At 60.0% G+C, this 24778-nt stretch carries 24 protein-coding genes; 17 read left to right on the top strand and 7 right to left on the bottom strand.

Going from position 1 to position 24778, the window contains the following annotated elements; genetic code table 11:
- The first annotated feature begins 95 nt into the window (after positions 1 to 95).
- The 12 genes from ABTV22_RS09640 (at position 96) to ABTV22_RS09585 (ending at position 12305) form a co-directional block, all read left to right on the top strand.
- Complete coding sequence (locus ABTV22_RS09640) at positions 96 to 1256, top strand: ABC transporter substrate-binding protein (RefSeq protein WP_433739693.1); 1161 nt, start codon at positions 96 to 98, stop codon at positions 1254 to 1256.
- 275 nt (positions 1257 to 1531) lie between these two features.
- Positions 1532 to 2443 (top strand): branched-chain amino acid ABC transporter permease, encoded by a 912-nt coding sequence (locus tag ABTV22_RS09635; RefSeq protein WP_433739691.1) that lies wholly within the window; start codon positions 1532 to 1534, stop codon positions 2441 to 2443.
- Between the two features lie 10 nt (positions 2444 to 2453).
- A complete protein-coding gene (locus ABTV22_RS09630; protein ID WP_433739689.1) occupies positions 2454 to 3470 on the top strand; it encodes a branched-chain amino acid ABC transporter permease in 1017 nt (338 codons plus the stop codon).
- The gene (locus ABTV22_RS09625; protein ID WP_433739688.1) at positions 3467 to 4216 is read left to right on the top strand and encodes an ABC transporter ATP-binding protein; all 750 of its coding nucleotides are present in this window, start codon (positions 3467 to 3469) and stop codon (positions 4214 to 4216) included. The genes ABTV22_RS09630 and ABTV22_RS09625 overlap by 4 nt, the downstream gene beginning before the upstream one ends.
- Positions 4209 to 4895, top strand: a complete 687-nt coding sequence (locus ABTV22_RS09620) for an ABC transporter ATP-binding protein (RefSeq protein WP_433739686.1) — start codon at positions 4209 to 4211, stop codon at positions 4893 to 4895. The genes ABTV22_RS09625 and ABTV22_RS09620 overlap by 8 nt, the downstream gene beginning before the upstream one ends.
- A 6-nt stretch (positions 4896 to 4901) precedes the next feature.
- On the top strand, positions 4902 to 5690 hold the full coding sequence (locus tag ABTV22_RS09615) for an alpha/beta hydrolase (protein WP_433739684.1): 789 nt from the start codon (positions 4902 to 4904) through the stop codon (positions 5688 to 5690).
- Positions 5691 to 6849: 1159 nt separating this feature from the next.
- Positions 6850 to 7794, top strand: coding sequence for a PDR/VanB family oxidoreductase (locus ABTV22_RS09610; RefSeq protein WP_433739682.1), 945 nt, complete (start codon positions 6850 to 6852; stop codon positions 7792 to 7794).
- 17 nt (positions 7795 to 7811) lie between these two features.
- Positions 7812 to 9143: an aromatic ring-hydroxylating dioxygenase subunit alpha gene (locus tag ABTV22_RS09605; protein WP_433739680.1), complete on the top strand. Its 1332-nt coding sequence runs from the start codon at positions 7812 to 7814 to the stop codon at positions 9141 to 9143.
- Entirely contained in the window at positions 9133 to 9666 is a 534-nt protein-coding gene (locus ABTV22_RS09600) for an aromatic-ring-hydroxylating dioxygenase subunit beta (RefSeq protein ID WP_433739678.1), read from the top strand. The genes ABTV22_RS09605 and ABTV22_RS09600 overlap by 11 nt, the downstream gene beginning before the upstream one ends.
- Entirely contained in the window at positions 9666 to 10259 is a 594-nt protein-coding gene (locus tag ABTV22_RS09595; protein ID WP_433739676.1) for a cysteine hydrolase family protein, read from the top strand. Before ABTV22_RS09600 ends, ABTV22_RS09595 begins: the two co-directional genes overlap by 1 nt.
- Positions 10256 to 11044: an SDR family oxidoreductase gene (locus tag ABTV22_RS09590; protein ID WP_433739674.1), complete on the top strand. Its 789-nt coding sequence runs from the start codon at positions 10256 to 10258 to the stop codon at positions 11042 to 11044. Before ABTV22_RS09595 ends, ABTV22_RS09590 begins: the two co-directional genes overlap by 4 nt.
- A gap of 28 nt (positions 11045 to 11072) precedes the next feature.
- The gene (locus tag ABTV22_RS09585; protein ID WP_433739672.1) at positions 11073 to 12305 is read left to right on the top strand and encodes a dienelactone hydrolase family protein; all 1233 of its coding nucleotides are present in this window, start codon (positions 11073 to 11075) and stop codon (positions 12303 to 12305) included.
- Between the two features lie 65 nt (positions 12306 to 12370).
- Here the strand turns inward: ABTV22_RS09585 and ABTV22_RS09580 are convergent, their stop codons facing one another.
- Positions 12371 to 13888, bottom strand: a complete 1518-nt coding sequence (locus ABTV22_RS09580; RefSeq protein WP_433739670.1) for a nucleobase:cation symporter-2 family protein — start codon at positions 13886 to 13888, stop codon at positions 12371 to 12373.
- A 245-nt stretch (positions 13889 to 14133) separates the two neighbouring features.
- Here ABTV22_RS09580 and ABTV22_RS09575 point away from each other — a divergent pair, with 245 nt between their 5' ends.
- Positions 14134 to 14415: a BrnT family toxin gene (locus tag ABTV22_RS09575; RefSeq protein WP_433739669.1), complete on the top strand. Its 282-nt coding sequence runs from the start codon at positions 14134 to 14136 to the stop codon at positions 14413 to 14415.
- Between the two features lie 3 nt (positions 14416 to 14418).
- Positions 14419 to 14745 carry a BrnA antitoxin family protein gene (locus tag ABTV22_RS09570; RefSeq protein ID WP_433739667.1) on the top strand — a complete coding sequence of 109 codons (327 nt, stop codon included), beginning with the start codon at positions 14419 to 14421 and terminating at the stop codon, positions 14743 to 14745.
- Positions 14746 to 14802: 57 nt separating this feature from the next.
- Here ABTV22_RS09570 and ABTV22_RS09565 read toward each other — a convergent pair whose 3' ends face one another.
- Both ABTV22_RS09565 and ABTV22_RS09560 read right to left on the bottom strand, forming a co-directional pair.
- Positions 14803 to 15630 carry an arylamine N-acetyltransferase family protein gene (locus ABTV22_RS09565; protein WP_433739665.1) on the bottom strand — a complete coding sequence of 276 codons (828 nt, stop codon included), beginning with the start codon at positions 15628 to 15630 and terminating at the stop codon, positions 14803 to 14805.
- A 112-nt stretch (positions 15631 to 15742) separates the two neighbouring features.
- Positions 15743 to 16537 carry an exodeoxyribonuclease III gene (locus ABTV22_RS09560; RefSeq protein ID WP_433739663.1) on the bottom strand — a complete coding sequence of 265 codons (795 nt, stop codon included), beginning with the start codon at positions 16535 to 16537 and terminating at the stop codon, positions 15743 to 15745.
- A 208-nt stretch (positions 16538 to 16745) separates the two neighbouring features.
- On the opposite strand from ABTV22_RS09560, the gene ABTV22_RS09555 reads away from it, so the two are divergent.
- Both ABTV22_RS09555 and ABTV22_RS09550 read left to right on the top strand, forming a co-directional pair.
- Positions 16746 to 17333 (top strand): GNAT family N-acetyltransferase, encoded by a 588-nt coding sequence (locus tag ABTV22_RS09555; RefSeq protein WP_433739661.1) that lies wholly within the window; start codon positions 16746 to 16748, stop codon positions 17331 to 17333.
- A gap of 173 nt (positions 17334 to 17506) precedes the next feature.
- Complete coding sequence (locus ABTV22_RS09550; RefSeq protein WP_433741349.1) at positions 17507 to 17824, top strand: hypothetical protein; 318 nt, start codon at positions 17507 to 17509, stop codon at positions 17822 to 17824.
- A gap of 28 nt (positions 17825 to 17852) precedes the next feature.
- On the opposite strand, the gene ABTV22_RS09545 is transcribed toward ABTV22_RS09550, so the two are convergent.
- The 4 genes from ABTV22_RS09545 to ABTV22_RS09530 form a co-directional block, all read right to left on the bottom strand.
- A complete protein-coding gene (locus tag ABTV22_RS09545; RefSeq protein WP_433739659.1) occupies positions 17853 to 19259 on the bottom strand; it encodes a DUF1254 domain-containing protein in 1407 nt (468 codons plus the stop codon).
- A gap of 142 nt (positions 19260 to 19401) precedes the next feature.
- Entirely contained in the window at positions 19402 to 20973 is a 1572-nt protein-coding gene (locus ABTV22_RS09540) for a sensor domain-containing diguanylate cyclase (protein ID WP_433739657.1), read from the bottom strand.
- A gap of 221 nt (positions 20974 to 21194) precedes the next feature.
- Positions 21195 to 21983 (bottom strand): lipopolysaccharide biosynthesis protein, encoded by a 789-nt coding sequence (locus ABTV22_RS09535; protein WP_433739655.1) that lies wholly within the window; start codon positions 21981 to 21983, stop codon positions 21195 to 21197.
- Between the two features lie 198 nt (positions 21984 to 22181).
- Positions 22182 to 23933, bottom strand: coding sequence for a L,D-transpeptidase family protein (locus ABTV22_RS09530; protein WP_433739653.1), 1752 nt, complete (start codon positions 23931 to 23933; stop codon positions 22182 to 22184).
- Between the two features lie 83 nt (positions 23934 to 24016).
- Here ABTV22_RS09530 and ABTV22_RS09525 point away from each other — a divergent pair, with 83 nt between their 5' ends.
- Positions 24017 to 24721, top strand: a complete 705-nt coding sequence (locus ABTV22_RS09525; RefSeq protein WP_433739651.1) for a murein L,D-transpeptidase catalytic domain family protein — start codon at positions 24017 to 24019, stop codon at positions 24719 to 24721.
- Positions 24722 to 24778: the final 57 nt, after the last annotated feature.

The following is a 24778-nucleotide window of genomic DNA, read 5'->3' as shown; positions in this document are numbered from 1 at the left end:
CCATAACAACAATTAATCGGCCCGACCGAACACTGATTCACTGCCCTCATCGACATCTACCGTGCGTTGGCACGACCTACTTCATAGGCCGCCTCATGAAAAACCTGGTATTGCGTGCATGTCTGGCAACCTCCCTCTGCGCAGCGACGGCTGCCCAGGCCGTGGAGCCTGTCCGAATCGGCTTCATCACGACCCTCTCCACCCCCGCCGGCTACCTGGGCGAAGACTCGCGAGACGGCTTCCAGCTGGCGATCGATCAGGAAGACGGCAAGCTTGGCGGTGTGCCGGTACAGCTCATCGTGGAGGATGATGGCCTGCAACCGGCCAAGGCCAAGCAGATCGCCGACCGCATGAGCCTGGACGGCATTTCGTTGTACACCGGGGTGATTTTTTCCAACGTGCTGGCAGCCGTGATCAATACCGCCACCAAGGATGCTTTCTACGTCAGCAACAACACCGCGCCCTCGACCCTGGCCGGTGAAAAGTGCATGGCCAATTACTTCGTCGGCTCCTACCAGAACGACACTCCGCACGAGATGGCCGGTGTCGCCGCCAACGAACTGGGCTACAAGAAGATGGTGATCCTGGCGCCCAACTATCAGGGTGGCCGTGACGCTCTGGCCGGCTTCAAACGCACCTTCAAGGGTGAAGTGACCGAGATCTACACCAAGCTCAACCAGTTGGATTTCTCGGTGGAACTGGCCCGCGTGCGTGCGTTGGCGCCAGATGCGATCTTCCAGTTCCACCCGGGCGGTGGCGGCATCAACTTCGCCAAGCAATACGGCGGTTCGGGTCTGTCGGCGCAGATCCCGATGGTGGTACCGGTGTTCTCCATGGACGAACGCATGCTCACCGCCGTCGGCGATGTGGCCAAGGGCACCAACATCGTGACCCTGTGGAACCCGCAATCGAACAACCCGGCCAACCAGGCCTTCGTCAAAGCCTTCACCGAAAAATACAAGCGCGCTCCGACGGTGTATGCCGCCCAGACCTACGACACGGCACGGCTGATCGGCGCTGCGCTGAAAACCTCCCAGGGCAATCTGAAAGACCAGACAGCCTTCCGCCAGGCGATGAAAAACGTCCAGTTCGATTCCATTCGCGGCGACTTCAGCTTCGCCCAAAACCAGCACCCGGTGATCGACTGGTACCTGCTGCAAGTGCAGGCCGGCACCGATGGCAAGCTGGTCGAAGTGCCGATAAAGACCCTGGCGACCCGTCACGTCGACAGCTACGCCGCTCAATGCTCGATCTGACCGGCGCTTGATGGTGGGAGAGCCTGCTCGCGATGGTCGCCTGACATTCAAAAATTTCTTTGAATTTGAAGGCCCCATCGCGGGCAAGCCCGCTCCCACAGTCGTCTTTGACAGATCACAAAATTTCGATCAACCCAAAAACCTGTGGGAGCGCGGCTTGCCCGCGATGAGGCCGGCATATCCAACATCAATGGCGCCTGACACTGCGCCTTCGCGGGCCAGCCTCACTCCGATTACAGGGTTTTGAATCGGCCGACTTCATGAGGAACGCTGAAATGTTATTGCTCGAACAGATGCTTAACGGCCTGCAATACAGCGCCTTGCTGTTTTTGCTGGCCTCGGGACTGACCCTGATTTTCGGCATCATGGGCGTGATCAACCTGGCCCACGGCGCCTTCTACATGGTCGGCGCTTTCTGTGCCGCCTACACCGCCATGGCGACCGGCTCGTTCTGGCTGGGTGGCCTGGCCGCACTGATCGGCTCGGCCTGCTATGGCGCGCTGATCGAAACCTCGATCATGCGCCGCCTCTACAATCGCGATCACCTGGATCAGGTGCTGGCGACGTTGGCCGTGGTGTTTTTCAGCAACGAACTGCTGACCCTGATCTTCGGCCGCAGCCCGCCGGCAATGCCCACGCCCGAATGGTACTCAAGTTTTGTCCAAGTGCTGCCAGGACTGATGTACCCGGTCAGCCGGCTGCTGTTCATCGCCGCAGGGCTAGTGGTGGCGGTCGGCATGTGGCTGCTGATCAACCACACGCGCCTGGGCATGCTGATTCGCGCCGGTGCCGACGACCATGAAATGGTCGGCGCGCTGGGCGTCAACATCGCACGGCTCTACACCCTGGTGTTCGTGTTCGGCTGCGTACTGTGCGGCCTGGCCGGTTTCATGGCGGCACCGCTGCTGTCGGTGGAGATTGGCATGGGCGAAAAGATCTTGATCACCACCTTCGTGGTCATCGTCGTCGGCGGTGTCGGTTCGGTGCGCGGCGCGCTGGTGGGAGCCTTGCTGATCGGCATGGTCGACAGCCTGGGCCGTGCCTACATTCCGCCGCTGCTGGACCAACTGCTGCCCAGCGAAACCAGCGGCACCCTGAGCGCCGGGCTGATTTCCGCCAGCGCCTACATCGTCATGGCCCTGGTGCTGCTGGTTCGCCCACGCGGCCTGCTGCCGGCCCGCGCCTGAGGAGAATGCCATGTCACCACGCCTCATCATTGACCTTGCCTGCCTGGCGACCTTTGCCTGCATGCCGCTGCTGGCCCACTGGCTGCACGAACCCTACCTGGTCAGTTTCTTCACCCGCCTTGCGATCTACGGCATGGCCGCCATCAGCCTGGACCTGCTGATCGGCTACGGCGCCATGGTCAGCTTCGGTCATGCCGCGTTTTTCGGCCTGGGCGGCTACATCGTTGGCATCGTTGCCTTTCACACCTCTCAAGGCATGCCGCTGTGGGGTTGGGAAGGCAGCAATAACGCACTGGTGGTGTGGCCCCTGGCCCTGCTGGTGTGCGCCCTGCTGTCACTGTTAGTGGGTTATCTGTCGCTGCGCACCAGCGGCGTGCAGTTCATCATGATCACGCTCGCATTCGGCCAGATGCTCTACTTCGTGCTCGGTTCGCTGTCGCTGTACGGCGGCGACGACGGCATTCTGCTCAACGAACGCAATACCTTGGGCGCACTGAATCTGGGTGACGCCAACCATTTCTACTACCTGTGCGTGGCATTGCTGGCCGGCTGGTTGCTGCTGTGCCGGCGGCTGGTCAATTCGCGATTCGGTTTTGTGCTGCGCGGGCTCAAGCAGAGTGAGCGACGCAGCATCAGCCTGGGCCTCAAGCCCTTGCGCTATCGCCTGACGGCGTTTGTGATCGCCGGCACCGGTGGTGGCCTGGCGGGGATCCTGTGGGCCAACTACGCGCTGTTTGTCAGCCCCGACATGGGTGCCTGGCACAAGTCCGGCGAGTTGATGGCGATGGTGATCCTCGGCGGCGTCGGCACCCTGCTCGGCCCGCTGCTGGGCGCGGCCACTTACCTGGGCCTTGAACAGGTGCTGAGCCAGTGGACCGAGCACTGGATGCTGATCTTCGGCCCCCTGCTGTTGTTGGTGGTGCTGTTCGGCAAAAAAGGTGTCTACGGTTTGCTGCTGAGCCTGCTGCTGCGCAAACCGAAGATGATTGCCGTCAAACCGAACGCCGCCGTGGAGGCACGCCCATGAGCGCGCAACTGTCGATTCGCGATTTGCACAAGGCCTTCGGGGCAGTGAAAGCCACCAACGGCGCCAGCCTTGAACTGGCCAAGGGTGAGTTGCACGCCATCATCGGCCCCAACGGCGCCGGTAAATCCACACTGATCGCACAGATCGCCGGGGAAATTTTCCCCGACAGCGGCCAGATCCACCTCAACGGCCAGGACATCACCCGCGTACCGGCCTGGCAGCGTCCACGCCTGGGACTGGCGCGGGCGTTCCAGGTCAGCCAGCTGTATACCGAGTTCACCCTGCTGGAGAACGTCGCCCTGGCCATCGCCGCACGTGAGGGCAAGGCGTTTGGCATGTGGCGCCCGCTGAGTCGTGATACCCGTCTGCTGGAACCGGCGCTGGGCTACTTGCAGCAGGTGGGCTTGAGCCCTCGGGCGCAAGACCCGGTACACGAACTGTCCCATGGCGAACGGCGGCAACTGGAGATCGCCCTGGCACTGGCCCAGGAAGCATCGGTGTTGTTGCTCGATGAACCGATGGCTGGAATGGGCGCCGACGAATCCGCACGCATGACCGAGTTGCTGCACAACCTCAAAGGCCGCTACGCGATCCTGTTGGTCGAACACGACATGGACGCGGTATTCGCACTGGCCGACCGGATCACGGTCCTGGTGTACGGCCAGACGGTACTGACCGGCAGCGTCGAACAAGTGCGCAACGACCCGCAAGTGCGGGCCGCTTACCTGGGAGAAGAACATGCTTGAGGTGCAAGGCTTGAAAGCGGGCTATGGCTTGAGCCAGGTGTTGTTCGACATGCACCTTTGCATCGAGCAGGGCCAGGTGGTATCGCTGATCGGTCGCAACGGCATGGGCAAGACCACCACGGTCAAATCCATCATGGGGTTACTCAAGCCCAGTGCTGGCAGCATTCGCATCAACGGCACGGAAATGCGCGGCGCCGCGCCCTATCGCATCGCCAAGGCCGGCCTGGGGCTGGTGCCGGAAGGTCGCCGCGCCTTCGGCACCTTGAGCGTGAGAGAAAATCTTCTGGCCACTGCCACGCGGGGCAAGTGGGACCTGGCGCGGGTCTATGAGCTGTTCCCGCGCTTGCTGGAGCGCCAGGACCAACTGTCTCGTACCCTGTCAGGCGGCGAGCAACAGATGCTGGTGGTCGGCCGCGCGCTGCTGACCAACCCCAGTCTGCTGATTCTCGACGAAGCCACCGAAGGCCTGGCGCCGATCATTCGCGAACAAATCTGGAGTTGCCTGGCCACCCTCAAGGCCGAGGGCGAAACGATTCTGGTGATCGACAAGAACCTCAAGGAAATGGCCCGGGTGGTCGACCGCCATCACATCATCGAGAAGGGACGGCAGGTCTGGGATGGCACACCGCAGGAGCTGGCGGCTCAACCCGGATTGTCGCAACGCTACCTGGGAGTGTGAGCGGTGATGGACCTCAATCAGGCTTACAACAACGTCGCAGCCGTGGGCCATTTCCCGCAGATCATGCAGCGTTTTCGCCAGCGCAGCGCCCAGACCTATGCCAACCATGCCTGGCGGCGCGACGTGGCGTATGGCAATGCCATGCGCGAACGTTTCGACTGGTATGCCCAGTTGGATGCCGGGGCGCCGACACTGCTGTTCATCCACGGTGGTTACTGGCAGGCCTCGGACAAAGACGACTACGCCTTTATCGCCGAGGGCCTGATCGAAACCGGATTCAATGTCGGCTTACTGGAATACACCCTGGCCCCCGAGGCGAGCATGGGCACCATCGTCAGACAGATCGGCAAGGCACTGGACTACCTGCTGGCGCATCGCGACGTCTTGCACATCGGCCAACAGGTGGTGCTCTGCGGGCACTCGGCGGGCGGCCATCTGACCGCGCTGTACCGCCGGCATCCGCTGGTCACCCTGGCCATGCCGATCAGCGGCCTGATGGACCTTGAGCCCATCAGCCGTTGCTGGCTGAACGACAAACTGCAACTGAGTGAAGCGGACATCCAGCGCTATAGCCCGCAAAGGCTGATTGGCGATGGTGCACCGTTGTTGGTGACGGTGGGCGCGGATGAGTTGCCGGAGCTGATTCGACACTCGCGCGAGTATGCCAGTGCCTGTCGCGAGGCCGGGCAAGCGGTGAGTCTTATCGAGCTTGCCGGGTGCCATCACTTTGCGGTACTCGATGACCTGGCCAAGGCAGACGGCAAACACTTGCGTGCCCTGCTTGCACACCTGTAGGCGCGAGCATGCTCGCGAAAAAACCTCCGGACAAAGCGTTCATCCAGACAGCATGCGTCATCGTTAACATCCATCGCGAGCATGCTCGCGAAGAACGTCGAGACCACACGGGCATTCAGACGGCCCGCGTTTTCGTTGGCCTCCATCGCGAGCAAGCTTCGCTCCTACACAGGTCCGCGTTGAGCCTGTAGGAGCGAGCACGCTCGCGAAGAACGTCGAGACCACGCGGGCATTCAGACGGCCAGCGTTATCGTTGGCCTCCATCGCGAGCAAGCTTCGCTCCTACACAGGTCCGCGTTGAACCTGTAGGAGCGAGCATGCTCGCGAAGAATGTCGAGACCACGCGGGCATTCAGACAGCCCGCGTTATCGTTGGCCTCCATCGCGAGCAAGCTTCGCTCCTACACAGGTCCGCGTTGAACCTGTAGGAGCGAGCACGCTCGCGAAGAACGTCGAGACCACGCGGGCATTCAGACAGCTCGCGTTTTCGTTGGCCTCCATCGCGAGCAAGCTTCGCTCCTACACAGGTCCGCGTTGAGCCTGTAGGAGCGAGCCTGCTCGCGAAGAATGTCGAGGCCACGCGGGCATTCAGACAGCCCGCGTTTTCGTTGGCCTCCATCGCGAGCAAGCTTCGCTCCTACACAGGTCCGCGTTGAGCCTGTAGGAGCGAGCCTGCTCGCGAAGAATGTCGAGGCCACGCGGGCATTCAGACGGCCCGCGTTTTCGTTGGCCTCCATCGCGAGCAAGCTTCGCTCCTACACAGGTCCGCGTTGAGCCTGTAGGAGCGGGCTTGCTCGCGAAAAACGTCGAGGCCACGCGGGCATTCAGACGGCCCGCGTTATCGTTGGCCTCCATCGCGAGCAAGCTTCGCTCCTACAGGTAGTGCGCGGTCCCTGTGGGAGCGGGCTTGCTCGCGAAAAACGTCCGGGCAACGCGTTCATTCAGGCAGGGCGCGTCATCGTTAACGTCCATCGCGAGCAAGCATCGCTCCTACAGGTAGTGCATGAACTGTTTGGGCTTGCTCGCGAAAAACGTTCGGGCAACGCGGTCATTCAGACCGCAATCACTCTCGCCAGAAGTGGATACCGGTTTGCCTTTTACGGCTTTTTTGCCCCCCTCAAGCTTCATACAGTGGCTACGTATTCAGACAGGAATCGCGTATGTCCAGCCTTTCGCTCAGGGTCGAACACATCGAACTTTTGACCCCCAGAATCCGCCGCCTGCTACTGGTGTCCAGCGACGCCCGGCCATTGCCGGACTTCACCGCCGGGTCGCACCTTGAGTTACATGTGCCCGGCAGTCGCGCTCAACGCCGTGCTTATTCATTGGTCAATCTGCCCGACGGCGAACACTACGAAATCGCCGTCCAACTCGAAGAAGCGAGTACGGGTGGATCGCGTTGGGTGCACTCGCTCAAGGTCGGTGATGAACTGCTGGCCGATGCGCCACGCAACCACTTCCCACTGAGTGAAAACACCGAACATGCGCTGCTGATCGCGGGCGGCATCGGCATCACGCCCATGCTTGGCATGGCCCGGGCGCTACAGGCGACGGGAAAACCCTTCTCTCTGCATTACGCCGGTCGCGATGCAGTGCAAATGGCCTATCTGCCAGAGGCCCGAGCCTGCCAGGACAACCATTTCTGGATCAGCGGCGGCGACCCGCAAAAGCGCTTCCCCGCCGCCACGATCCTGGCCGCGCCAAGGCCCGGCCTGCACCTCTACATCTGCGGCCCGAGCGCCATGCTCAACAACGTGCTGACCTGCGCGCGCGAACAGGGGTGGGCCGAGGATCACTTGCATTACGAACTGTTCAGCGGCGCCCTGGAAATAGCCGGCGATCAAGGCTTTGAGGTTCGCCTGCAAGAGAGCGGCGTGAGCCTGCAAGTGGCCGCCGGGCAAAGCGTGCTGGACGCCATGCTGCAGGCCGGGCTGGACCCGATGTTCGACTGCCGACGGGGTGACTGCGGGGTGTGCGTCACTCAGGTCATCGACGGCCAGCCCGATCACCGCGACATCTGCCTGTCGGAGCGCGACCGCGCCAGCGGCAGTTTCTGCACCTGTGTCTCCCGTGCCAGCAGCGCGCTGCTGGTACTCGATCTGTGACAAGCCGAGGACATCCCGTGATACCAACCAACGAGCAAATCGCTGCCTTGATCCGCGAGGACAGCGTACACAAGAGCGTCTACACCGACCCGACCCTGTTCAAGCTGGAGATGGAGCGCATCTATGGCAACGCCTGGATCTACGTCGGCCATGAAAGCCAGGTCAAGCATCCCGGTGACTACCACACCACGCGCATCGGCGATCAGGACGTGATCATGGTGCGCGGCGCCAACCAGCAAGTCAGCGTGCTGTACAACCGCTGCCCGCACAAGGGCGCCAAACTGGTGGCCGACGGCGACGGCAGTGTCGGCAAATTCTTCCGCTGCCCATACCACGCCTGGACCTTCAAGCTCGACGGCCAGCACCTGTCGGCACCGCTCAAGAGCGGTTTCGAAGGCACTTGCTACGACCCCAAACACCCGGATTTTTCCATGGTCAGCGTCGCCCGCGTCGACAGCTATCGCGGCTTCGTGTTTGCCAGCCAAGCGGCGTTCGGGCCGGATCTGAAATCCTTTCTGGGTGGCGTCATCACCTCCATTGACAACCTCTGCGACCGCTCGCCGGTCGGTGAAGTCGAGGTGGCAGGCGGCATCTTCCGCGTCCAACAGCGCTCCAACTGGAAAGTGTTTTACGAGAACCTGCACGACACCATGCACGCCCGCGTGACCCACGAATCGTCGGTTGACGCTGCCCGCGGCCAGGCCCAGGCCATCGGTGAAATGCCCTTCGAGCTGCTGATCATGGACGGCAATGGCGAGCCCTATGACTTCTGGGAAAAGCTCGAACTGCGCGCCTACCACAACGGCCACGGCTATATGGAAGCGATCTTCGATCCGAGCGCCGCCGAACGCGACGAGGTCTCGCGCGCTCACTTCGAATGCCTGAGCCAGGCCTACGGCGAGCAGCGCGCCAAGGAGATCCTGGGCATGAACCGCCACAACACGGTGATCTACGGCAGCGGCTCGCCACACACCGTGTTCATGCAGTTCCGGGTGATCCGCCCGATCGCCGTGGACCAGACCATGGTCGAGATCCAGACCTTCCGCTGCAAGGGTGCTCCGGATGCCGTGTTCGACCGCGCGCTGACCTACGCCAACGTCATCAACTCGCCCTCCTCCAACGTGATGCCCGACGACGTCGAAGTCTATGCACGCTGCCAGGAAGGCAACATGACCCGCGGCGGCGAGTGGATCAGCATGCACCGCTACGTCGGCACCGATAAGCCGCTGGAAGACGGTGCAGTGTCCACCAACGGCACCAGCGAACTGCCGATGCGCAACCAGTTCGCCGCCTGGAAACAGTTCATGACCGCCACCCTGATCGCCAAGGAGAGCACCCATGCTGCTTGACCGCCGAATCGACGTCGACACCCGCCAGTTGACCCCCGCCCAGGTTCCCGTCGAGACCCTGCGCCAGATCGAGCAGTTTCTTTACCAGGAGGCGCGCCTGCTCGATGAACGGCGTTTCTGGGAATGGGACAAGCTGTTCACCGACACCGGCATGTACTGGGTGCCGCACAAACATGAACAGGCCAACCCGTTCGACCATATCTCGCTGTTTTGGGAAAACCGCATGCTGCGCGAGGTGCGCATTCGCAGAGTGGAAAACGCCCGCAACTGGTCCCAGCAACCGCAGACCCAAACCGCGCACCTGGTCGGCAACGTGATGGTCGAAGGTCTCGACGCCCAGGGCCTGCTGGTGGTCAGCGCCAGCTTTCAGTACAGCGAATGGCGCCTGGAGCAACGCCAGCTCGCCGGCCGCTACACCTATAAATTGGTCGCTCAGGAAAGCGGTGGCTGGCAGATCCAGCTCAAGCGTGTGGACCTCATCAACTGCAACGATGTGTTTGCCAACCTTGAGGTGTTCGTGTGATGAGCGCGCCGGTGGTGATCGCCCTGCACTATCAGAACGACGTGTTGCACCCCGAGGGCAAGATACGGGTCGGGCTGGGAGCCGATGACAGCGTGCGCGCCGCGCTGCTCGACGCGGCCGGTCGATTGCTCGCCGGTGCACGCGCCAGGCGCTGGCCGATCGTCCACGTACGCGTGGCGTTCCGGCCGGACTACGCCGACCTGATCCAGAACGCGCCGATTCTGCGCACGGTCGCCAGCCTTGGCGCGGCCCGGGAAGGCAGTTGGGGCGCGGAGTTTTTCAACGCCCTGGCGCCGCTCAACAGCCGTCACGAATTCATCGTGACCCATAACAGGATCAACGCCTTTTATGGCTCACCGCTGGAAACCGTGGTGCGCCAGTTCAATCCTTCGCAGCTATTGATCGCGGGTGTGGCGACTCACTCGGTGGTGGAAAGCACGGTGCGCCATGCGGTGGATTGCGGTTTCGAGGTGACGGTGGCCGCCGATGCCTGCGCCAGCGCGGACAGTGGCGCACACAAGGCCTCGCTGGCCAGCATGGCGCTGATCGCCCGCATCAGCGACGTCAAGCAAGCACTGGAGGACTTGGCATGATGCTCGAAGGCAAAGTAGCAATCGTGACCGGCAGTACCCAGGGGCTCGGCCTGGACATCGCTCGGCAATTATTGGCCGAGGGTGCAAGGGTGATGCTGGTGGGCCGCAACGCTGGCAGTGGCCAAGCGTTGGCGCAGACCCTGGATTGCGGGTTTTGTGCCTGCGACGTGGAGCGCGACGACGACATCGACGCCTGCATTGCTGCCACGCTGGCCCGTTTCGGCAGGCTCGACATTCTGGTCAACAACGCTTGCCTGTACGCCGATCAGGGGCTGGCCTCGGACCGTGCACAGTGGTTGAAAACCCTGAACGTCAATCTGGTGTCGGCGGCGATCTTCACCCAAAAAGCCGCCCCGCATCTGACCTGCGGCGGCGTAGTGATCAACATCGGCAGCACCGGCGGCAAATTCGGCGCAGCCGGGCGCGCGCTCTACCCCGCCTCCAAAGCCGGCATCCTACAACTGACGAAAAACCTGGCCATGACCCTCGCCCCGGAGCAAATCCGCGTGCTGAGCGTCTCCCCGGCCTGGACCTGGTCGCCCAGCGTCGCTGACTTCAGCGACAACGACCCGCAGCTGGCCGATCGAGTCGGGGCACCGTTTCATCCGCTCGGACGCATCGGCCGTGGCCATGAGATCGGCAACGTGGTGGCCTTTCTGTGCAGCGCCGGAGCCAGCTGGATGACCGGTGTCGATGTGCCAGTGGACGGCGGCTTTTCGATTCTCGGGCCAGACCGTGGTGTGTCGCCGCGCGCGTGGTTCCAACAACACCGTGACAGCCAATAAAACCTGATAACCGAATGAGGGAGATGACATGGGCAAGATGATTGAGATCCAGGCAACGGACAGCGGCGCCACGTTCAGCGGTTACCTGGCCCTGCCGGCCAGCGGCAAGGGCCCCGGAGTGGTGATCGGCCAGGAGATTTTCGGGGTCAACGCCAATATGCGCGCAGTGGCCGATTTCTACGCCGAGGAAGGCTACGTGGCGCTGGTGCCCGACTTGTTCTGGCGCCTGCAATTGGGCGTTGACCTGGGCTACACCGAAGCTGATTTTGCCGTGGCCATCGACCTGTTCCAGCGCCTGGATGTGGACAAGGCCGTCACCGATATCGACGCCAGCTTCAACGCCCTGCGTGCCCTGCCTGAAGTCGAAGGCACAGGCCTGGGTTATGTCGGCTTCTGCATGGGCGGCAAACTGGCCTGGCTGACGGCCACACGCACCGATGTGGCCTGTGCCGTCGGCTATTACGGCATGGGCATCGAACACCTGCTGCACGAGTCGGAAAACCTCAAGGGCCGGTTGGTCCTGCATTTTGCCGAAAACGATGGTTACTGCGACGCCAATGCTCGCGCCCGGATCAGCGAGCACCTGGCCGGCAACGACAAGGCCGAAATCTACCTGTACCCAGGTGTCGACCACGCCTTCGCCCGGGCCGGGAGCCCACACTACGACAAGCCGGCATCGCTGATGGCCCATGAACGCAGCATCGCCGCCCTCAAGCGCGAGATCGGCCCCCACTTCAACCTGTCAGCCCTGTGGGAAGAACACATCCGCCACGAGTTCGACACCCGTGACGTTCCCGCCACCATGGCGACTATGGTTGCCGAACCCTACGTCAACCATATTCCGACCATGACCGGCGGCGTCGGCGCCAAGGAACTCAGCCGTTTCTACCAACACCATTTTGTCCACGGCAACCCGCCGGACATGAAACTCATCCCGATCTCCCGCACCATCGGCGCGTTGCAGATCGTCGATGAATTCATCATGTGCTTCACCCACAGCACCGAAATCGACTGGATGCTGCCCAACGTGGCGCCGACCGGTAAGTACGTCGAGATTCCGATGCTGGGTGTGATCAAGTTCCGGGGAGACAAGCTGTACCACGAGCATATCTACTGGGACCAGGCCAGCGTGCTGGTGCAGATTGGCTTGTTGAACCCTGAAGGACTGCCGGTGGCGGGGGTGGAAACGGCAAGAAAGTTGTTAGATGAACAACTGCCGTCCAATACGTTGATGGAGCGCTGGAAGCAAAGCGAGCAATAGAAACCGAAAATGAAAAAAGGCCGATCTGTCACACAACAGATCGGCCTTTTTCATTCATTCAAACGTCAGACATGCTCACCGCTCTTGGCATGCGCCACTCGCGGCTCTCCATGCCCGTGGTCCAACTCAACCACCGGAATCTCCTTGCCGTCGCAGTCGTGCAGTTTGCCATCGCTGAAGTAATCCCCTTCACGCAACGCCGCCAGGTCCTGATAACGCAGAACCCGCTCGGTCCCTGCCGCAAACACCGACTGCTGGTCGGAGTTGCCGGCCGTGAGATGGTTGAAGGTCAGGTTCAGCACGATAGCCATGATGGCCGATGAACTGATGCCCGAATGGAAGATCGTGGCAAACCAGCTTGGGAAGTGGTCGTAGAAGTTGGGGGCGGCGATCGGGATCATGCCGAAGCCGATGGAGGTAGCGACAATGATCAGGTTGACGTTATTGCGGTAGTCAACCTTGGACAGCGTACGAATCCCGCTGGCAGCCACAGTACCGAACAGTACGATTCCGGCACCGCCGAGCACGGAGGTCGGCACGGCGGCGATGACCCGGCCCATGAAGGGCAACAGGCCGAGGATCACCAGGAATAGACCGCCGGTAGCCACGACATAACGACTCTTGATCCCGGTGACCGCCACCAGCCCGACGTTCTGGGCGAAGGCGCTTTGGGTGAAGGAGCCGAAGATCGGCGCGATCATGCTCGACAACATGTCGGCACGCAGGCCGTTGCCCAGGCGCTTGGAGTCGACCTTGGTGTCGATGATTTCACCGACCGCCAGGATATCCGCCGAGGTTTCCACCAGGGTCACCATCACCACGATGCACATCGACAGGATCGCCGCGAAGTGGAAGGTCGGCAGGCCGAAATGGAACGGTGTCGGGAAACCGAACATCGGGCCCTGGGTGACGGACGAGAAGTCCGCCATGCCCAGAAACACGGCGATGATCGTACCGATGACCATGGCCAACAGGATCGACAGACGGGAGATGCTCGCGCTGCCGATCTTGCTCAAAAACAGCACCAGCACCAGCGTCACCGCAGCCAGGCCGATATTGGCCACGCTGCCGAATTCCGGGGAATGGCTGTTGCCGCCCATGGCCCAGCGCGCAGCCACCGGCATCAGTGTCAGGCCGATGGTGGTGATCACGATGCCCGTGACCAACGGTGGAAAGAACTTGGTGATTCTGGAGAACACCGGCGTGATCAGCAGGCCGATCAGAGACGCCGCAATCACCGCCCCCAGAATCGCCTGGAAGCCACCCTCACCTCCCGTGCTGACAATCGCCACCATGGTCGCGACACCAGAGAACGACACGCCCTGCACCAGCGGCAACTGACAACCAAAAAACGGTAAGCCCAGGGTTTGCAGCAACGTGGCCAGCCCCCCCGCAAACAATGAAGCAGCAATCAACAAACCAATGTCCGCCGGCGACAGCCCGGCAGCCTGACCAATGATCAAAGGCACCGCGACGATGCCGCCGTACATGGTCAGAACATGTTGCAGGCCGTAAGCCATATTCGCGCCGATCCCGAGGTTTTCATCTTCGGGCCGTTGGTGTGAAACATGGGGCGTTTTCATGTTAGGGGGTTCCCTGGTTTTTGTTATGCGCACACTGTATGCAAGACTCAGGACAACTGTCTATAGAATTGTATACAACTCGCCGTTCAAATTATGAACGGTTGGTCATGCAGACTGTGTGCCACTGCGCATCAAACCTTGAAATACATCCCCCCGGGCCATTCTCCTCCGCCCGCTAGTCTTTTCAGTTCCTGACGACCATCGGTCATGGTCGCCCTCTTTCACATACATATAAAGTATGCATAATGAAGTCATTCGATATTCAGTATCACAAGGCAAAGAACGCAGCCAACAAACTCAAGCACAAAGGCATCAGCCTTGCCGAGACAGAACCTGTGTTTCATGACGAACACGCCCTGACGCTTCAGGACGACCACCATGATGAACAGCGCTGGATCACCATCGGACTCGACGGCAGAGGTCGTTTGCTGGTCGTTGCGTACACCTACCGTGATCCGAGTTTTATTCGAATTATTTCCGCGCGCCTCGCCAGCAAAAACGAGCGCCAACAGTATCTGGAGGCTTGACCGATGAAAGATGAGTACGACTTCAGCCATGCAAAACGCGGGGCAGTTGCCTCTGGCAAAGGCAAGACCCGAATCACCATCATGCTCGATGATGTCGTCATCGACGCGGCACGCGCGTTGGCAGAAAGCGAGGGGTATGGCTATCAGACCGCAATCAACAACACCCTGCGCCGGGCACTGCTGGTTGACCCGAGCAAGGTTGCAGAGTCCGGCCCTGCCGGACACCTCAAGAAAGGGATCACGATTTCCGAGTTGAAAAGCCTGGAAAAAAAGCTGTCGGAAGCTCTCAGGGAAATACATCGGGTGATGACACCTGACGCTCAACCTTGATGCAAAAAGGGGCAGATTGATGCAATCCGCCCCTTTTTTGTGTGCACGATCAGACGCTTATTGCGGCTCGATCAAGCACTCGAGCGTATGCATCAAATTAGCGTGGGCTGGCACGCGAATACTGAATTCACTTTCCAGCAGAGCGACCAGTTCCTGCACATCCGTCACCTGCCGGCGCTCACTGTCTCGGCCCATGCGATGTATCGCGAAGCTGCCGTTATTGAGTGTACGTCGCCACCCCTCCCCGGTCCGCGCCACCATCAGTTGCCTGGCGAACGATGAGTCGGGATGGGTCGAGACGTACCAGTTGCCAACGGTGTAATCGATGTCTTCCTGGCGTTGCAGGTCGAAGATGTACATCGCTCGCCATTCATCCCCGACCTTGGCGCGAAGGGTGTAGCCGTCGGTGTGTTGTTCGATGCGATAGGGTTCGTGGGGTGTGAGCTGTTCAGCGGTACTGTCGAGCAGCAGTGGCGCGGTGGGCACCATGCCGCCGAAGCCGACGTCAGTGATGTATCGCACGCCGCCCAGGGTCACCAGGCTCAAACGATGTGTACGAGCCGTCCATGCGCCTTCGGGCTGGCCCATGACCACGCGACCACTGATACCACGCGCGTCAAAACCCAGCTCTTGAAGCAAATGCAGGTACAGGTTGTTGAGTTCGTAGCAGTAACCGCCGCGCCCTTCGTGAAGGACCTTGCGCTCTATCGACGGCAAATCGATCAGCACCGGTTCACCCGACAGCGTGGTGAGGTTTTCAAACGCGAACACGCCGGTGTGGCGCAATTGAAGCAGGCGCAGAGTCTCCAGGGTTGGCGCCGGGGGCGCATCGAAGCCCAGACGTTGCAGGTATAGCGCTCGGTTAGTCAGACGCGGCTCGCTCATCGTTCAGTCCTTATGTACGGAGTCTGCGGATCGTTCCGCCAATGGACGGTATGTATAAGGGATGAACCGTCGCTACCGACAATTGATTTAGCCAATCGCCCCGCAGGAAAAATCAATGATGTTTTCGCGAGCCGAGTTGAATCCAGGCCGGCGCATGGTCGCTGGCATGGGGCTCGTTACGCACCCAGGCATCGACACCACCGCCCTGCAAGTAAGGACTCAACGACCGATTGAGCAGCAGATGATCAATGCGCAACCCCGAGTTCTTCGGCCAATGCTGGCGAAAATAGTCCCAGAAGGTGTAAAGCCGTTCTTCAGGATATAGAGATCGCAGGGAATCGGTCCAGCCTTGATCCAGCAGCCGCTGATAACACGCGCGACTCTGCGGTTGCAGTAACGCGTCCTTGAGCCAGGAGCGCGGGTTGTAGATGTCCAGATCGGTGGGGACCACGTTGTAGTCACCGGCCAGCACCACGGGATGATCACTGCCCTGCAGCGTCTGCGCATGGCGAATCAACCGCTCGAACCACGCCAACTTGTAATCGAATTTCGGACCCGGCTGCGGGTTGCCGTTGGGCAAGTAAAGGCACCCGACGAGCACACCATGCACGGCGGCCTCCAAATAGCGACTTTGAGTGTCGCTGTCATCGCCCGGCAACCCTCGTCGGCTCTCCAGCGGCTGCGCATCCCGCGCCAGAATCGCCACCCCGTTCCACGACGCCTGCCCCTGCCAGATCGCACCATAGCCTGCCGACTCAAGCTCGGCCGCGGGAAAGGCACTGTCTAGCGACTTGAGCTCCTGCAAACAGGCAACGTCAGGTTTTTCGCGCTCAAGCCAGGCCAACAAGTTCGGCAACCGAGCACGCATGCCGTTGACGTTGAAGGTCGCAATTCGCAGTTTTTTCATGGCCAGCGGTCCATTTGGCTGGGTCTCCAGATTGTGACCTCAATGCCTCTGGGTGGTTGCGTCAGGCTGCCCGTGTGCGGCGTAATACCGCTAAACCGCTCTTTGTAGGAGCAAGGCTTGCCCGCGATGGCGAATTCAAGGCCGGCATCGCGGGCAAGCCTTGCTCCTACAAAGAGCGGTCAGCCCCGATCAGCCGAGACGCTCATTTATGGACATCACCCTGCAAGGTAGCCGAATCAGCCTGCGCCCGCTGCAATACGCCGATGCCGATGCACTGGTACACGCCGCCGCAGACGGTGAACTGTGGAACCTCACCGTCACTGTCGTACCTTCGTCCACCACCGTCGATGCCTATCTGAAAAAAGCCCTGGATGGCCGTGATGCCGGTACGGTATTGCCCTTCGTCATTGTGTTGAAAGACACCGGCGAGGTCATCGGCTCGACCCGCATGTGGAAGATCGACCCAATTAACCGCAAGCTGGAAATCGGCAGCAGCTGGATCTCGTCTCGCTGGCAAAAAACCTTCGTCAATACCGAAGCCAAGTACCTGCTGCTACGCCATGCCTTCGAGGTATTGGACTGCGTACGGGTGCAGTTCACCACCGACGAAAACAACCAGGCATCGCGCCAAGCGATCCTGCGGCTCGGCGCGCAGCAGGAAGGGATCGTGCGTCACGAGCGCATAATGCCTGACGGGCGAAAGCGCAATTCGGTGCGGTTCAGCATCATTGACGAGGAGTGGCCGATGGTGCGGGCAAACCTGGAAGTGAAACTGGCCGGATACGATAATGGATAACACCTGGATTCTCTGTGGGAGCTGGCTTACCTGCGATAGCGGTGTGACAGCCACCGTTGATGTTGACTGATCTGACGCCATCGCGGGCAAGCCCGCTCCCACTCTTGCTTGAGTGACCGATGCTTGCCCTTCACACCAACCCCAGGTAACCACTCTTTTTGGAGAGGTCCCCGATGGAGATCAAAATCACTTCGCTGCTACTCATCGGATTATTGTCTGCCACCTCATTGGCCGCCTTCGCCGCATCCGACGACGCAGATAAAACACCCCCAAAATCCGGCACCACCCGAGGCCCCGTCATGTCACCCGATACCCACCCCTCAGCGCCCTCTGGAGGCAACACCGGTGACGGCGGTGCCCCCGGTTCGCCCAGAGGCAATGCAGGTGGCATCAGCGGCTTTGGTTCGGGCTCTGGCGTCGGTGGCGGCACTGGCCCGGCAGGTGGTGGCACCGGTGGTGCCGGTGGCGGAACGGGCAGCCGATGGCCATAACCCATCGGCTGCTTCCAGAGCCGTGTACTTACATCTGCCTGACCGGCGGCGGATTCCACTTGCCGTTCAGTGCTTCAGCCTTCGGTCCATACAAGCGCATGGTCAGGTTGAACGGCCCCTTGGGCGCCGGCAGCCAATTGGCCTCAAGCGCCTTGCCGGGGCTTTCGTTCTGGAAATAGATATCCAGTGAGCCATCGTCGTTGTTCTTGAACGGCATCCAGCTGCTCACCGCAAATCGATTGAGCTCATTGCCAATCTGGAAGCCTTCAGGGTCGTACAGCGTGATCGACCAGAAGGCATCCACCGGTGGTGTCTGACCTTTGGGAAAATGCAGCACGTACTTGTTCGCACCGTCGAGGGTCTTGCCATTTTCATCGCCCACGTTCAACGGATAAATCGCATCTTCGGGCAAGTTGGCACCCAGCCCCACCTGGGCAACGATCGCGCGTTTGAGGTAGTAGTTGCCGTAGACGCCCATGGTGTCGGTATTCATTGACCAACCGTTGACCACCCGGGCCAGTGTTTCCACTTTCCACTTCATCAGGGCCTGGGCCTCTTCAGGCACGGTTTGCAATGCGGTTTTGATTTCAGGGTCCAGTGCATCCATGTCGAACGCCTTGCCGGGCTCGATGCCAATCCGCTTGATCTGCGCCAGCATCGGCTGATCGGTGCTGTGGGCCGGATGCATTTTGAGCAGTTGCGCGGCATAGGCGAAGTAGTTGGCCGCGGACATCGTATCGACCTGAATTTTAGGTGGTGTCTTCATGTCCACGGCCGGGTCGATCGTGACGCTCACAGGCTCTGGACTTTTGCCCAGCATCGACAATGGCGTCACGGTATAACCCGCCTGGATCTTGTGCACCGCCGCGTAGTCCGCCGCACCGTCGGTTTTGGTGCGACCGATGACCCAGACATAAGGCGTAGGGGCCGGCAGTTGATTCAGCCCGGCAGGTACCGTACCGCTCCACCCCGGCGGCGTCACCAGGAACTGCGCGGCATCAGTGCCCGTGGTGCGCCAACCTGGCGAAGCAAACACATCGCTCCACATATCGAGCATTGGCAGCAAATAAAAGCGCCCGGCCGTGTCCGGTGCGGCGATCACCAGCGGTTCCTTGGTCAAGTCGAGCCAGGCGATGGAGTACAAGGTGTCGAAATTCGAACGCACCACGCCTTTGAAGTCCGCCGGCGGATACTGCGGCACGCTGACAAACATGTTCATCGGACCTTTGCCGAACTCCTTGCCCGGTTCGATGTTGGTGAACTGTTTGCGGGTGATGTCCATGGTCAACAGCGGGTAGAAATAAACGTAGGCTTCAACACCAATGGCGTGGGCTTCTTCGGGTGTGATTTTCGATTGCGCGCGACTGACCAGCGGAAAGAGAGCGCAAGCTGCAAGAGTGAGTGCAACGGCTGTCAATGCTCGGGTTATCAACATGTTGGCGATCGTCCGTGCGGTTGGGAGACCTGCCGGATTCGGCAGAGCTATCGGAACTCTAGACGATCAATTGAAGGGATTGTGACAGGCGGACGACCGGCGTGATGGAGTGTTGCTCAGGTGAAACAACAGCAAAAGCGCTTCAACGATCCGACCGCATCAGCGCTTCGACGCCACCTTCCATCGACAACACAGCCGCACGATTGCGCCCCGAATGCTTAGCCTGATACAACGCCGCGTCCGCGCGCTGGATGAACACGTCCATGCTGTCTCGCCCTGTCGGAACAAACGAATAACAGCCAAGGCTGACCGTGATGCACCCCGTGGGCGAGCCGGTGTGACTGATGTTCTTGCCCATGACGCTGCGACGGATCTGTTCGGCAATGGCCATGGCGCCATGCAGATCGGTGTCGGGCAGCAATACCGCAAATTCTTCCCCGCCGTAGCGTACCGCCAGATCGGCCTTGCGGTTACAGCACCCTTTCACCGCGCGTGCCACTTCGGCGAGGCAGTGATCACCTACCACATGGCCATAGGTGTCGTTGTAGCGTTTGAAGTAATCGATATCGAGCATGATCAGGCTCAGCGGACTTTGCTGGCGCGCGCCACGTCCGAACTCGATTTCCAGCGCCCGCTCGAACAAACGGCGATTGGCCAGGCCGGTCAGGCTGTCATGGGTTGCGATCAGCTCCAGCGCCTGCTGGGCCTGGCGCAAATCCGCCTCGACCCGTTCGCCAACGCGCACCTGACGGATGAACACCCAACCAAACAAGCCCACGACGAACATGACCAGCGCGACGATGGCGCTGGATCGAAACGCTGAGTCATACCACCTCGCCAGAATCGAATCCCTGGACGATGCCGCGGAGACGACCAGTGGGTAAGCCTCCAGCTGCCGATAGCCATACAAGCGGACGATGCCATCGACCACCGAGGTGAACATCGCGTTGCCAGAGGGCGACTGGGGCAGGAGCGTCTGAAAAATTTCGCCCTGGGACACTGACGTGCCGATCTGCGACTCCACAAATGGCCGGCGTGCCAGCAGCGTTCCGTCAGTCAACGCCACGAACATCGAGCCGTTGTCATCGATGCTGAAGCTTTTGAAGAACCGGTCGAAGTAGGACATCTTGATCCCGGCCAGCAACACGCCCTGGAACTGGCCGTTCTTGTCGTTCACCCGCTTGGAAATCGGAATGATCCACTCACCATTCTCCCGACTACGAATGGCCGGGCCGATGTGCGCCACGGACGATACATTCTGTTGATGAAACCTGAAGTATTCGCGATCCGCCACACCGGGACCCCGGGGCAGGTTCTCGAACGAAGTCACGACCCACTGACCCTTCTGGTCAAACAGCAAAATCCCGTGTAGCTGGTCCAGTGCCTGCACACGCCGGGCAAAGGTCTTTTGCAAACGAGGCCTCAAGGGCGGACCGAAGCCATCGGCCTGAATCCAATCCACCAGGCTGGTCAGCACCAGATCAGCCTTCATGAAGGTGTCTTCGGCCTGCTGCGCCATGGCTCGCGTCAAGTTCGACGAGGCGACCTGGGCCTGACTCAGATCATGGCGCCGGGATTGCTCCAGTTGCAGATAGAGCAAAGCGCACAGGCACAGACACACCGTGGCAATCAGCAATATTGCAGCCTTGCGCAGCGGTAGGCGTGTCAATGCGACGCCGGGAACGTGATGCTTATCGTGGAAAGGTGCGGGCAAAAAAGTTCGTCCTTTAAAGGCAATCCATGGGCACCGGCCCAAAAGCCCTTAGTTTTTGTGCGCGCATTCTACGGGGTAATCGGGCGCAAATGGGCGCCACCGATCAAGTGGCGCCGGGCGGCTTGCCGCATCGTCGAACTGGGAAGGTCGCGAGACATTTGCTGGGGTGTAATAAAACGGGCGCTTTTAAAGCGCCCGTTGCTACCTATCAAGGTTGACCGTCAGATCAGCTTGTCGACCTCATCCAACCCCACCCAAGGGACCAGTTCCGCAGGGATTTTGGAAACATCGGACAGGTTGTAGACCTGAAAATCCTTGTTCATGACGTATTTCGAGAGGATCTCAAACGACGGCAGGATTCTCGTTTGGAAATGCTGATCAAGCCGGCAAGGAGAAACAATTCCTCCTGGCGCTTCATAGAAGCGGCTCGCAGACTGATTCAAGTCCACGCCAATCAGAAATACCTTGGTAAACCCCAAGTGATAGGCAAGTTGTAATGCCAGATAGGCTACCGTGCGAGCGTCAAAAAAACCGCGCTTGAGATTCTTGCTGAAACCCAAAGTCCGACTACGACCATTGCCCAGCTTGCGGCTTCTGATGAGGTCTTTGTCAGTACGGAAAAAATCACCCCAGGAAAACTTGGGCGCTCGACGCAGCAGATACAACTCTCCTTTGGGCTTCGCTGTTGTATGCCAGACATGCTCCTCCCACAGTCCGACCCGCTCGCTGAGACGTATGGCCTCTGAAAACAATTCGGGTTGCTCCCGGGGGAAACCCTGGTCCGTGCACACATAAAAAAACGGCTTGATGCCTGTCCCGATGAACTTGGAGATCGCACCATTCATGGTGATCATCGGAATATGTGCAAATTTCTCCAGCGGAAAATCCTTGGAGGACGGCCCCGAAGCAATGATGAACACCGCTCCTTTTTGAATGTTGCGGCACTCATCGAGGTCATGCACGTGAAGTGGACCCGCGATGCGTGACGATTTTTTCTGCGCAACATCCATCTTCAAATTTCCTATCCATTTCGATCGATCAATTGTGACCAACTAATATTGTGATAGTTTTCAGCGGATGAGCCAACCTTTGCGCATCAATAAATCGATGCATTGCAACCATACACAACGGACGCCGTAGCGCCGCCGCCCGCTTTAAACAAGCGAAACGTTGCCCTGTACTCGGGAGCCATCATCCCCTTCGAGTACTTACGGCTGGCCTTCCCCAGTCAGTACCACCGCAGTTTCCGCTCGCGGCAACTCCAGAGCCGGCAGTTTCGAGGGCAGGTTCAATTGCCGCAGCACCGGAGCGTCATAGCCATACACATCGGGCTTGAAGGTCACCCGCCCCTCGTTACTCATGTCCACCGTCCAATACGCCAACAGCACCGGCACCTTGACCGGAAGCTTGATGTTTTCGGTCCTGCCATTGGCCAATTGCTTTTGAATGCCCTCACTGTTCCAACGTTTCGGGTCGTTGAACAACAGCTCGACCAGTTGCAGCGGATTCTCAACCCGGATGCATCCGGAGCTGGTGGCGCGCATGGACTTGGCGAACAGCTCGCGATGCGGCGTGTCGTGTAAATAAATCGCATAGTCATTGGGGAAGCGAATCGCTACCTGCCCCAACGAGTTCTCAGGCCCGGCATCCTGGCGCAAAGTCAGGCCACGGGCGTTGTACCAGTCGACGCTGGACGGATCTAGCACATTGCCTGCCCGATCCAGCACCCTGATCCGATTGGCTGCCAGGTAATCCGGGTTCTGTTGGATCTTGGGCAGCATATCCTTGACGAGGATCGTCGGCGGCACGGTCCAGGTGGGGTTGAACGTTATATAGGTGATCTCGGACTGAAACACCGGCGTGCTGCGAAACGGCTTGCCAACCTGTACCCGCGAACGCCAGATCGGCTGACCGTCGCGGTAAAGTGCTACCTTGTACCCGGCGATATCAACCACGACAAAGGTGCCCTTGAGCTTGTAAAGCAACCAGCGCGCCCGCTCCATGTTCACCCGGACCTGATCGATCCTCGCCTCAACGGGCACATTAAGCGCCGCCAACGTCGCTGCCCCTGCCACCCCATCCGCGCCCAGGTACTGCTCGAGCTGATACCGCTTCACCGCCGCGATGACCTTGTCGTCGTAATCGCTGCGCTTGCCCTTGTGCGGCTCCAGGTAACCACCGGCCGCCAACCGGGCACGCAATTGTGTGACCGCCGCACCGTCCATACCCGGCTTGAGCGATTGCCCCTCGGGGACTTTCGGCCACCCTCCGGCATCCCGAACCTGGCGCAGCTGCGCCAAGGCTTCGCGCATGCTGCGATACACCGTTTCTTGCGGCGGTGCTTGAGCGAAAGCGCGGGCCACGTCGTGATCATCGAGGGCGGCAAAGAAACTGTTCACGTCCTCACGGGGATCAACGCCGACCGGATCGAAGTTCCAATGAAAATCCAGACGGGAAGGATCGACCTTGCCACGCCGCAATTGCAGCAGCGCCGTGATGTAGGTGCGGGTCAGCCCGATATCGAAAGCCGCCGATTGCGTCGGCGTCGGCGCGGTGGCTTGCATCGCCAGTTGTGCCTGGGCTAATTCGGCCGTTCGGAAATCCGCCGGGACCAGCCCATCGGTTTCGGTGTCATTCAGGCCTTTGAGCAACTGAGTGACATCACGCCCGTTTGTCCAGGCGGCGCGATAGTTGCGATGGGAATAAAAATCCAGCACCACGCGGTTGATGTCCGCGCGCTGATGTTTGCGTGAGGTGAGTAACGGTGGAAACGCCGATTGCAGGGGTTCAAGCGTCGCCTGGATCGCTTGGCCAACGACATCATCGGGCGCAGCGGACACCACGCTGGGTTCCGGAGATATCGGCACAATCGGCGAAGTTTCAGCAAGCGCAGTGCCGCTGATCAGAAAGACCATAACAAATACGCGGCTTATGACGAATAACCTTGTTAATTGCACCATGGATAATCCTTAATCTCCCGCAAATCAAAAAGCTAGCGTTCTATTCGCTGCTAGACTCGACATATTCCTGATGAGACATTTTTATGGCGCTACATCGCTTTGGCTTTCTAATCACAGCCCTGCTGTTGACTTCGGCCTTCATTCCCACAGCCTACGCCGAATCGCTTGAAGTCGCGCTGGCCAAAGCCGCCCCAAATGCCAATGCCAAAGTCATCGCCCTGGCGGTACGCGCCACCCAATGCACCCGCGCCCAAGGCGCAGCCCCGGCACAGAGACTAGCAGTGATCGACTATTCCCTGCCCTCGACTGAACAACGACTGTGGGTGTTCGACCTGAAAAAGCGCAAATTACTGTTCCATGAACTGGTTGCCCATGGCCGCAACAGCGGCGAAAACATGGCCACCCAGTTCTCCAACCAGAACGAAAGCTTTGCCACCAGTCTCGGCCTGTTCCGCACCCAGGAAAGCTATCGTGGCCAGAACGGCTACTCCCTGCGCATGGAAGGCCTGGAACCGGGCTTCAACGATAACGCTTTCGATCGGGCAATCGTCATTCACGGCGCACCGTACGTCAGTCCGGTGCTGGCACGGGCCAACGGCCGCATCGGCAGAAGCCTCGGCTGCCCCGCCGTCCGGCCGGCGATTGCGCATCGGCTGATTGATTCGATGAAGGATGGTCAGTTGCTGTTTTCCTACTATCCGGATCAACGCTGGCTGAAGTCTTCTTCGTACATTAATTGCGGAAGCGGGACGGTGGCGTCGTCGGACAAGGTCACCAAACGCCAGTAAACGGCACCCCACCTGTCAAAACTGTAATCCCCGCCTCAGACTTCTGAAAGGCGCCGC

Origin of the sequence: Pseudomonas putida (assembly GCF_050990305.1) — a bacterium.
Taxonomy (GTDB): Bacteria; Pseudomonadota; Gammaproteobacteria; order Pseudomonadales; family Pseudomonadaceae; genus Aquipseudomonas; species Aquipseudomonas putida_AH.
Note: the sequence above shows the minus strand (reverse complement) of the source record. Positions and strands in the feature narration are given on the sequence as shown.

What these genes read in the sequence shown, in the direction of transcription:
- ABTV22_RS09640 (WP_433739693.1), top strand. Translation starts at nt 96, where the DNA reads ATGAAAAACCTGGTATTGCGTGCATGTCTGGCAACCTCCCTCTGCGCA.
- ABTV22_RS09635 (WP_433739691.1), top strand. Translation starts at nt 1,532, where the DNA reads ATGTTATTGCTCGAACAGATGCTTAACGGCCTGCAATACAGCGCCTTG.
- ABTV22_RS09630 (WP_433739689.1), top strand. Translation starts at nt 2,454, where the DNA reads ATGTCACCACGCCTCATCATTGACCTTGCCTGCCTGGCGACCTTTGCC.
- ABTV22_RS09625 (WP_433739688.1), top strand. Translation starts at nt 3,467, where the DNA reads ATGAGCGCGCAACTGTCGATTCGCGATTTGCACAAGGCCTTCGGGGCA.
- ABTV22_RS09620 (WP_433739686.1), top strand. Translation starts at nt 4,209, where the DNA reads ATGCTTGAGGTGCAAGGCTTGAAAGCGGGCTATGGCTTGAGCCAGGTG.
- ABTV22_RS09615 (WP_433739684.1), top strand. Translation starts at nt 4,902, where the DNA reads ATGGACCTCAATCAGGCTTACAACAACGTCGCAGCCGTGGGCCATTTC.
- ABTV22_RS09610 (WP_433739682.1), top strand. Translation starts at nt 6,850, where the DNA reads ATGTCCAGCCTTTCGCTCAGGGTCGAACACATCGAACTTTTGACCCCC.
- ABTV22_RS09600 (WP_433739678.1), top strand. Translation starts at nt 9,133, where the DNA reads ATGCTGCTTGACCGCCGAATCGACGTCGACACCCGCCAGTTGACCCCC.
- ABTV22_RS09595 (WP_433739676.1), top strand. Translation starts at nt 9,666, where the DNA reads ATGAGCGCGCCGGTGGTGATCGCCCTGCACTATCAGAACGACGTGTTG.
- ABTV22_RS09590 (WP_433739674.1), top strand. Translation starts at nt 10,256, where the DNA reads ATGATGCTCGAAGGCAAAGTAGCAATCGTGACCGGCAGTACCCAGGGG.
- ABTV22_RS09585 (WP_433739672.1), top strand. Translation starts at nt 11,073, where the DNA reads ATGGGCAAGATGATTGAGATCCAGGCAACGGACAGCGGCGCCACGTTC.
- ABTV22_RS09580 (WP_433739670.1), bottom strand. Translation starts at nt 13,888, where the DNA reads ATGAAAACGCCCCATGTTTCACACCAACGGCCCGAAGATGAAAACCTC.
- ABTV22_RS09575 (WP_433739669.1), top strand. Translation starts at nt 14,134, where the DNA reads ATGAAGTCATTCGATATTCAGTATCACAAGGCAAAGAACGCAGCCAAC.
- ABTV22_RS09570 (WP_433739667.1), top strand. Translation starts at nt 14,419, where the DNA reads ATGAAAGATGAGTACGACTTCAGCCATGCAAAACGCGGGGCAGTTGCC.
- ABTV22_RS09565 (WP_433739665.1), bottom strand. Translation starts at nt 15,630, where the DNA reads ATGAGCGAGCCGCGTCTGACTAACCGAGCGCTATACCTGCAACGTCTG.
- ABTV22_RS09560 (WP_433739663.1), bottom strand. Translation starts at nt 16,537, where the DNA reads ATGAAAAAACTGCGAATTGCGACCTTCAACGTCAACGGCATGCGTGCT.
- ABTV22_RS09555 (WP_433739661.1), top strand. Translation starts at nt 16,746, where the DNA reads ATGGACATCACCCTGCAAGGTAGCCGAATCAGCCTGCGCCCGCTGCAA.
- ABTV22_RS09550 (WP_433741349.1), top strand. Translation starts at nt 17,507, where the DNA reads ATGGAGATCAAAATCACTTCGCTGCTACTCATCGGATTATTGTCTGCC.
- ABTV22_RS09545 (WP_433739659.1), bottom strand. Translation starts at nt 19,259, where the DNA reads ATGTTGATAACCCGAGCATTGACAGCCGTTGCACTCACTCTTGCAGCT.
- ABTV22_RS09535 (WP_433739655.1), bottom strand. Translation starts at nt 21,983, where the DNA reads ATGGATGTTGCGCAGAAAAAATCGTCACGCATCGCGGGTCCACTTCAC.
- ABTV22_RS09530 (WP_433739653.1), bottom strand. Translation starts at nt 23,933, where the DNA reads ATGGTGCAATTAACAAGGTTATTCGTCATAAGCCGCGTATTTGTTATG.
- ABTV22_RS09525 (WP_433739651.1), top strand. Translation starts at nt 24,017, where the DNA reads ATGGCGCTACATCGCTTTGGCTTTCTAATCACAGCCCTGCTGTTGACT.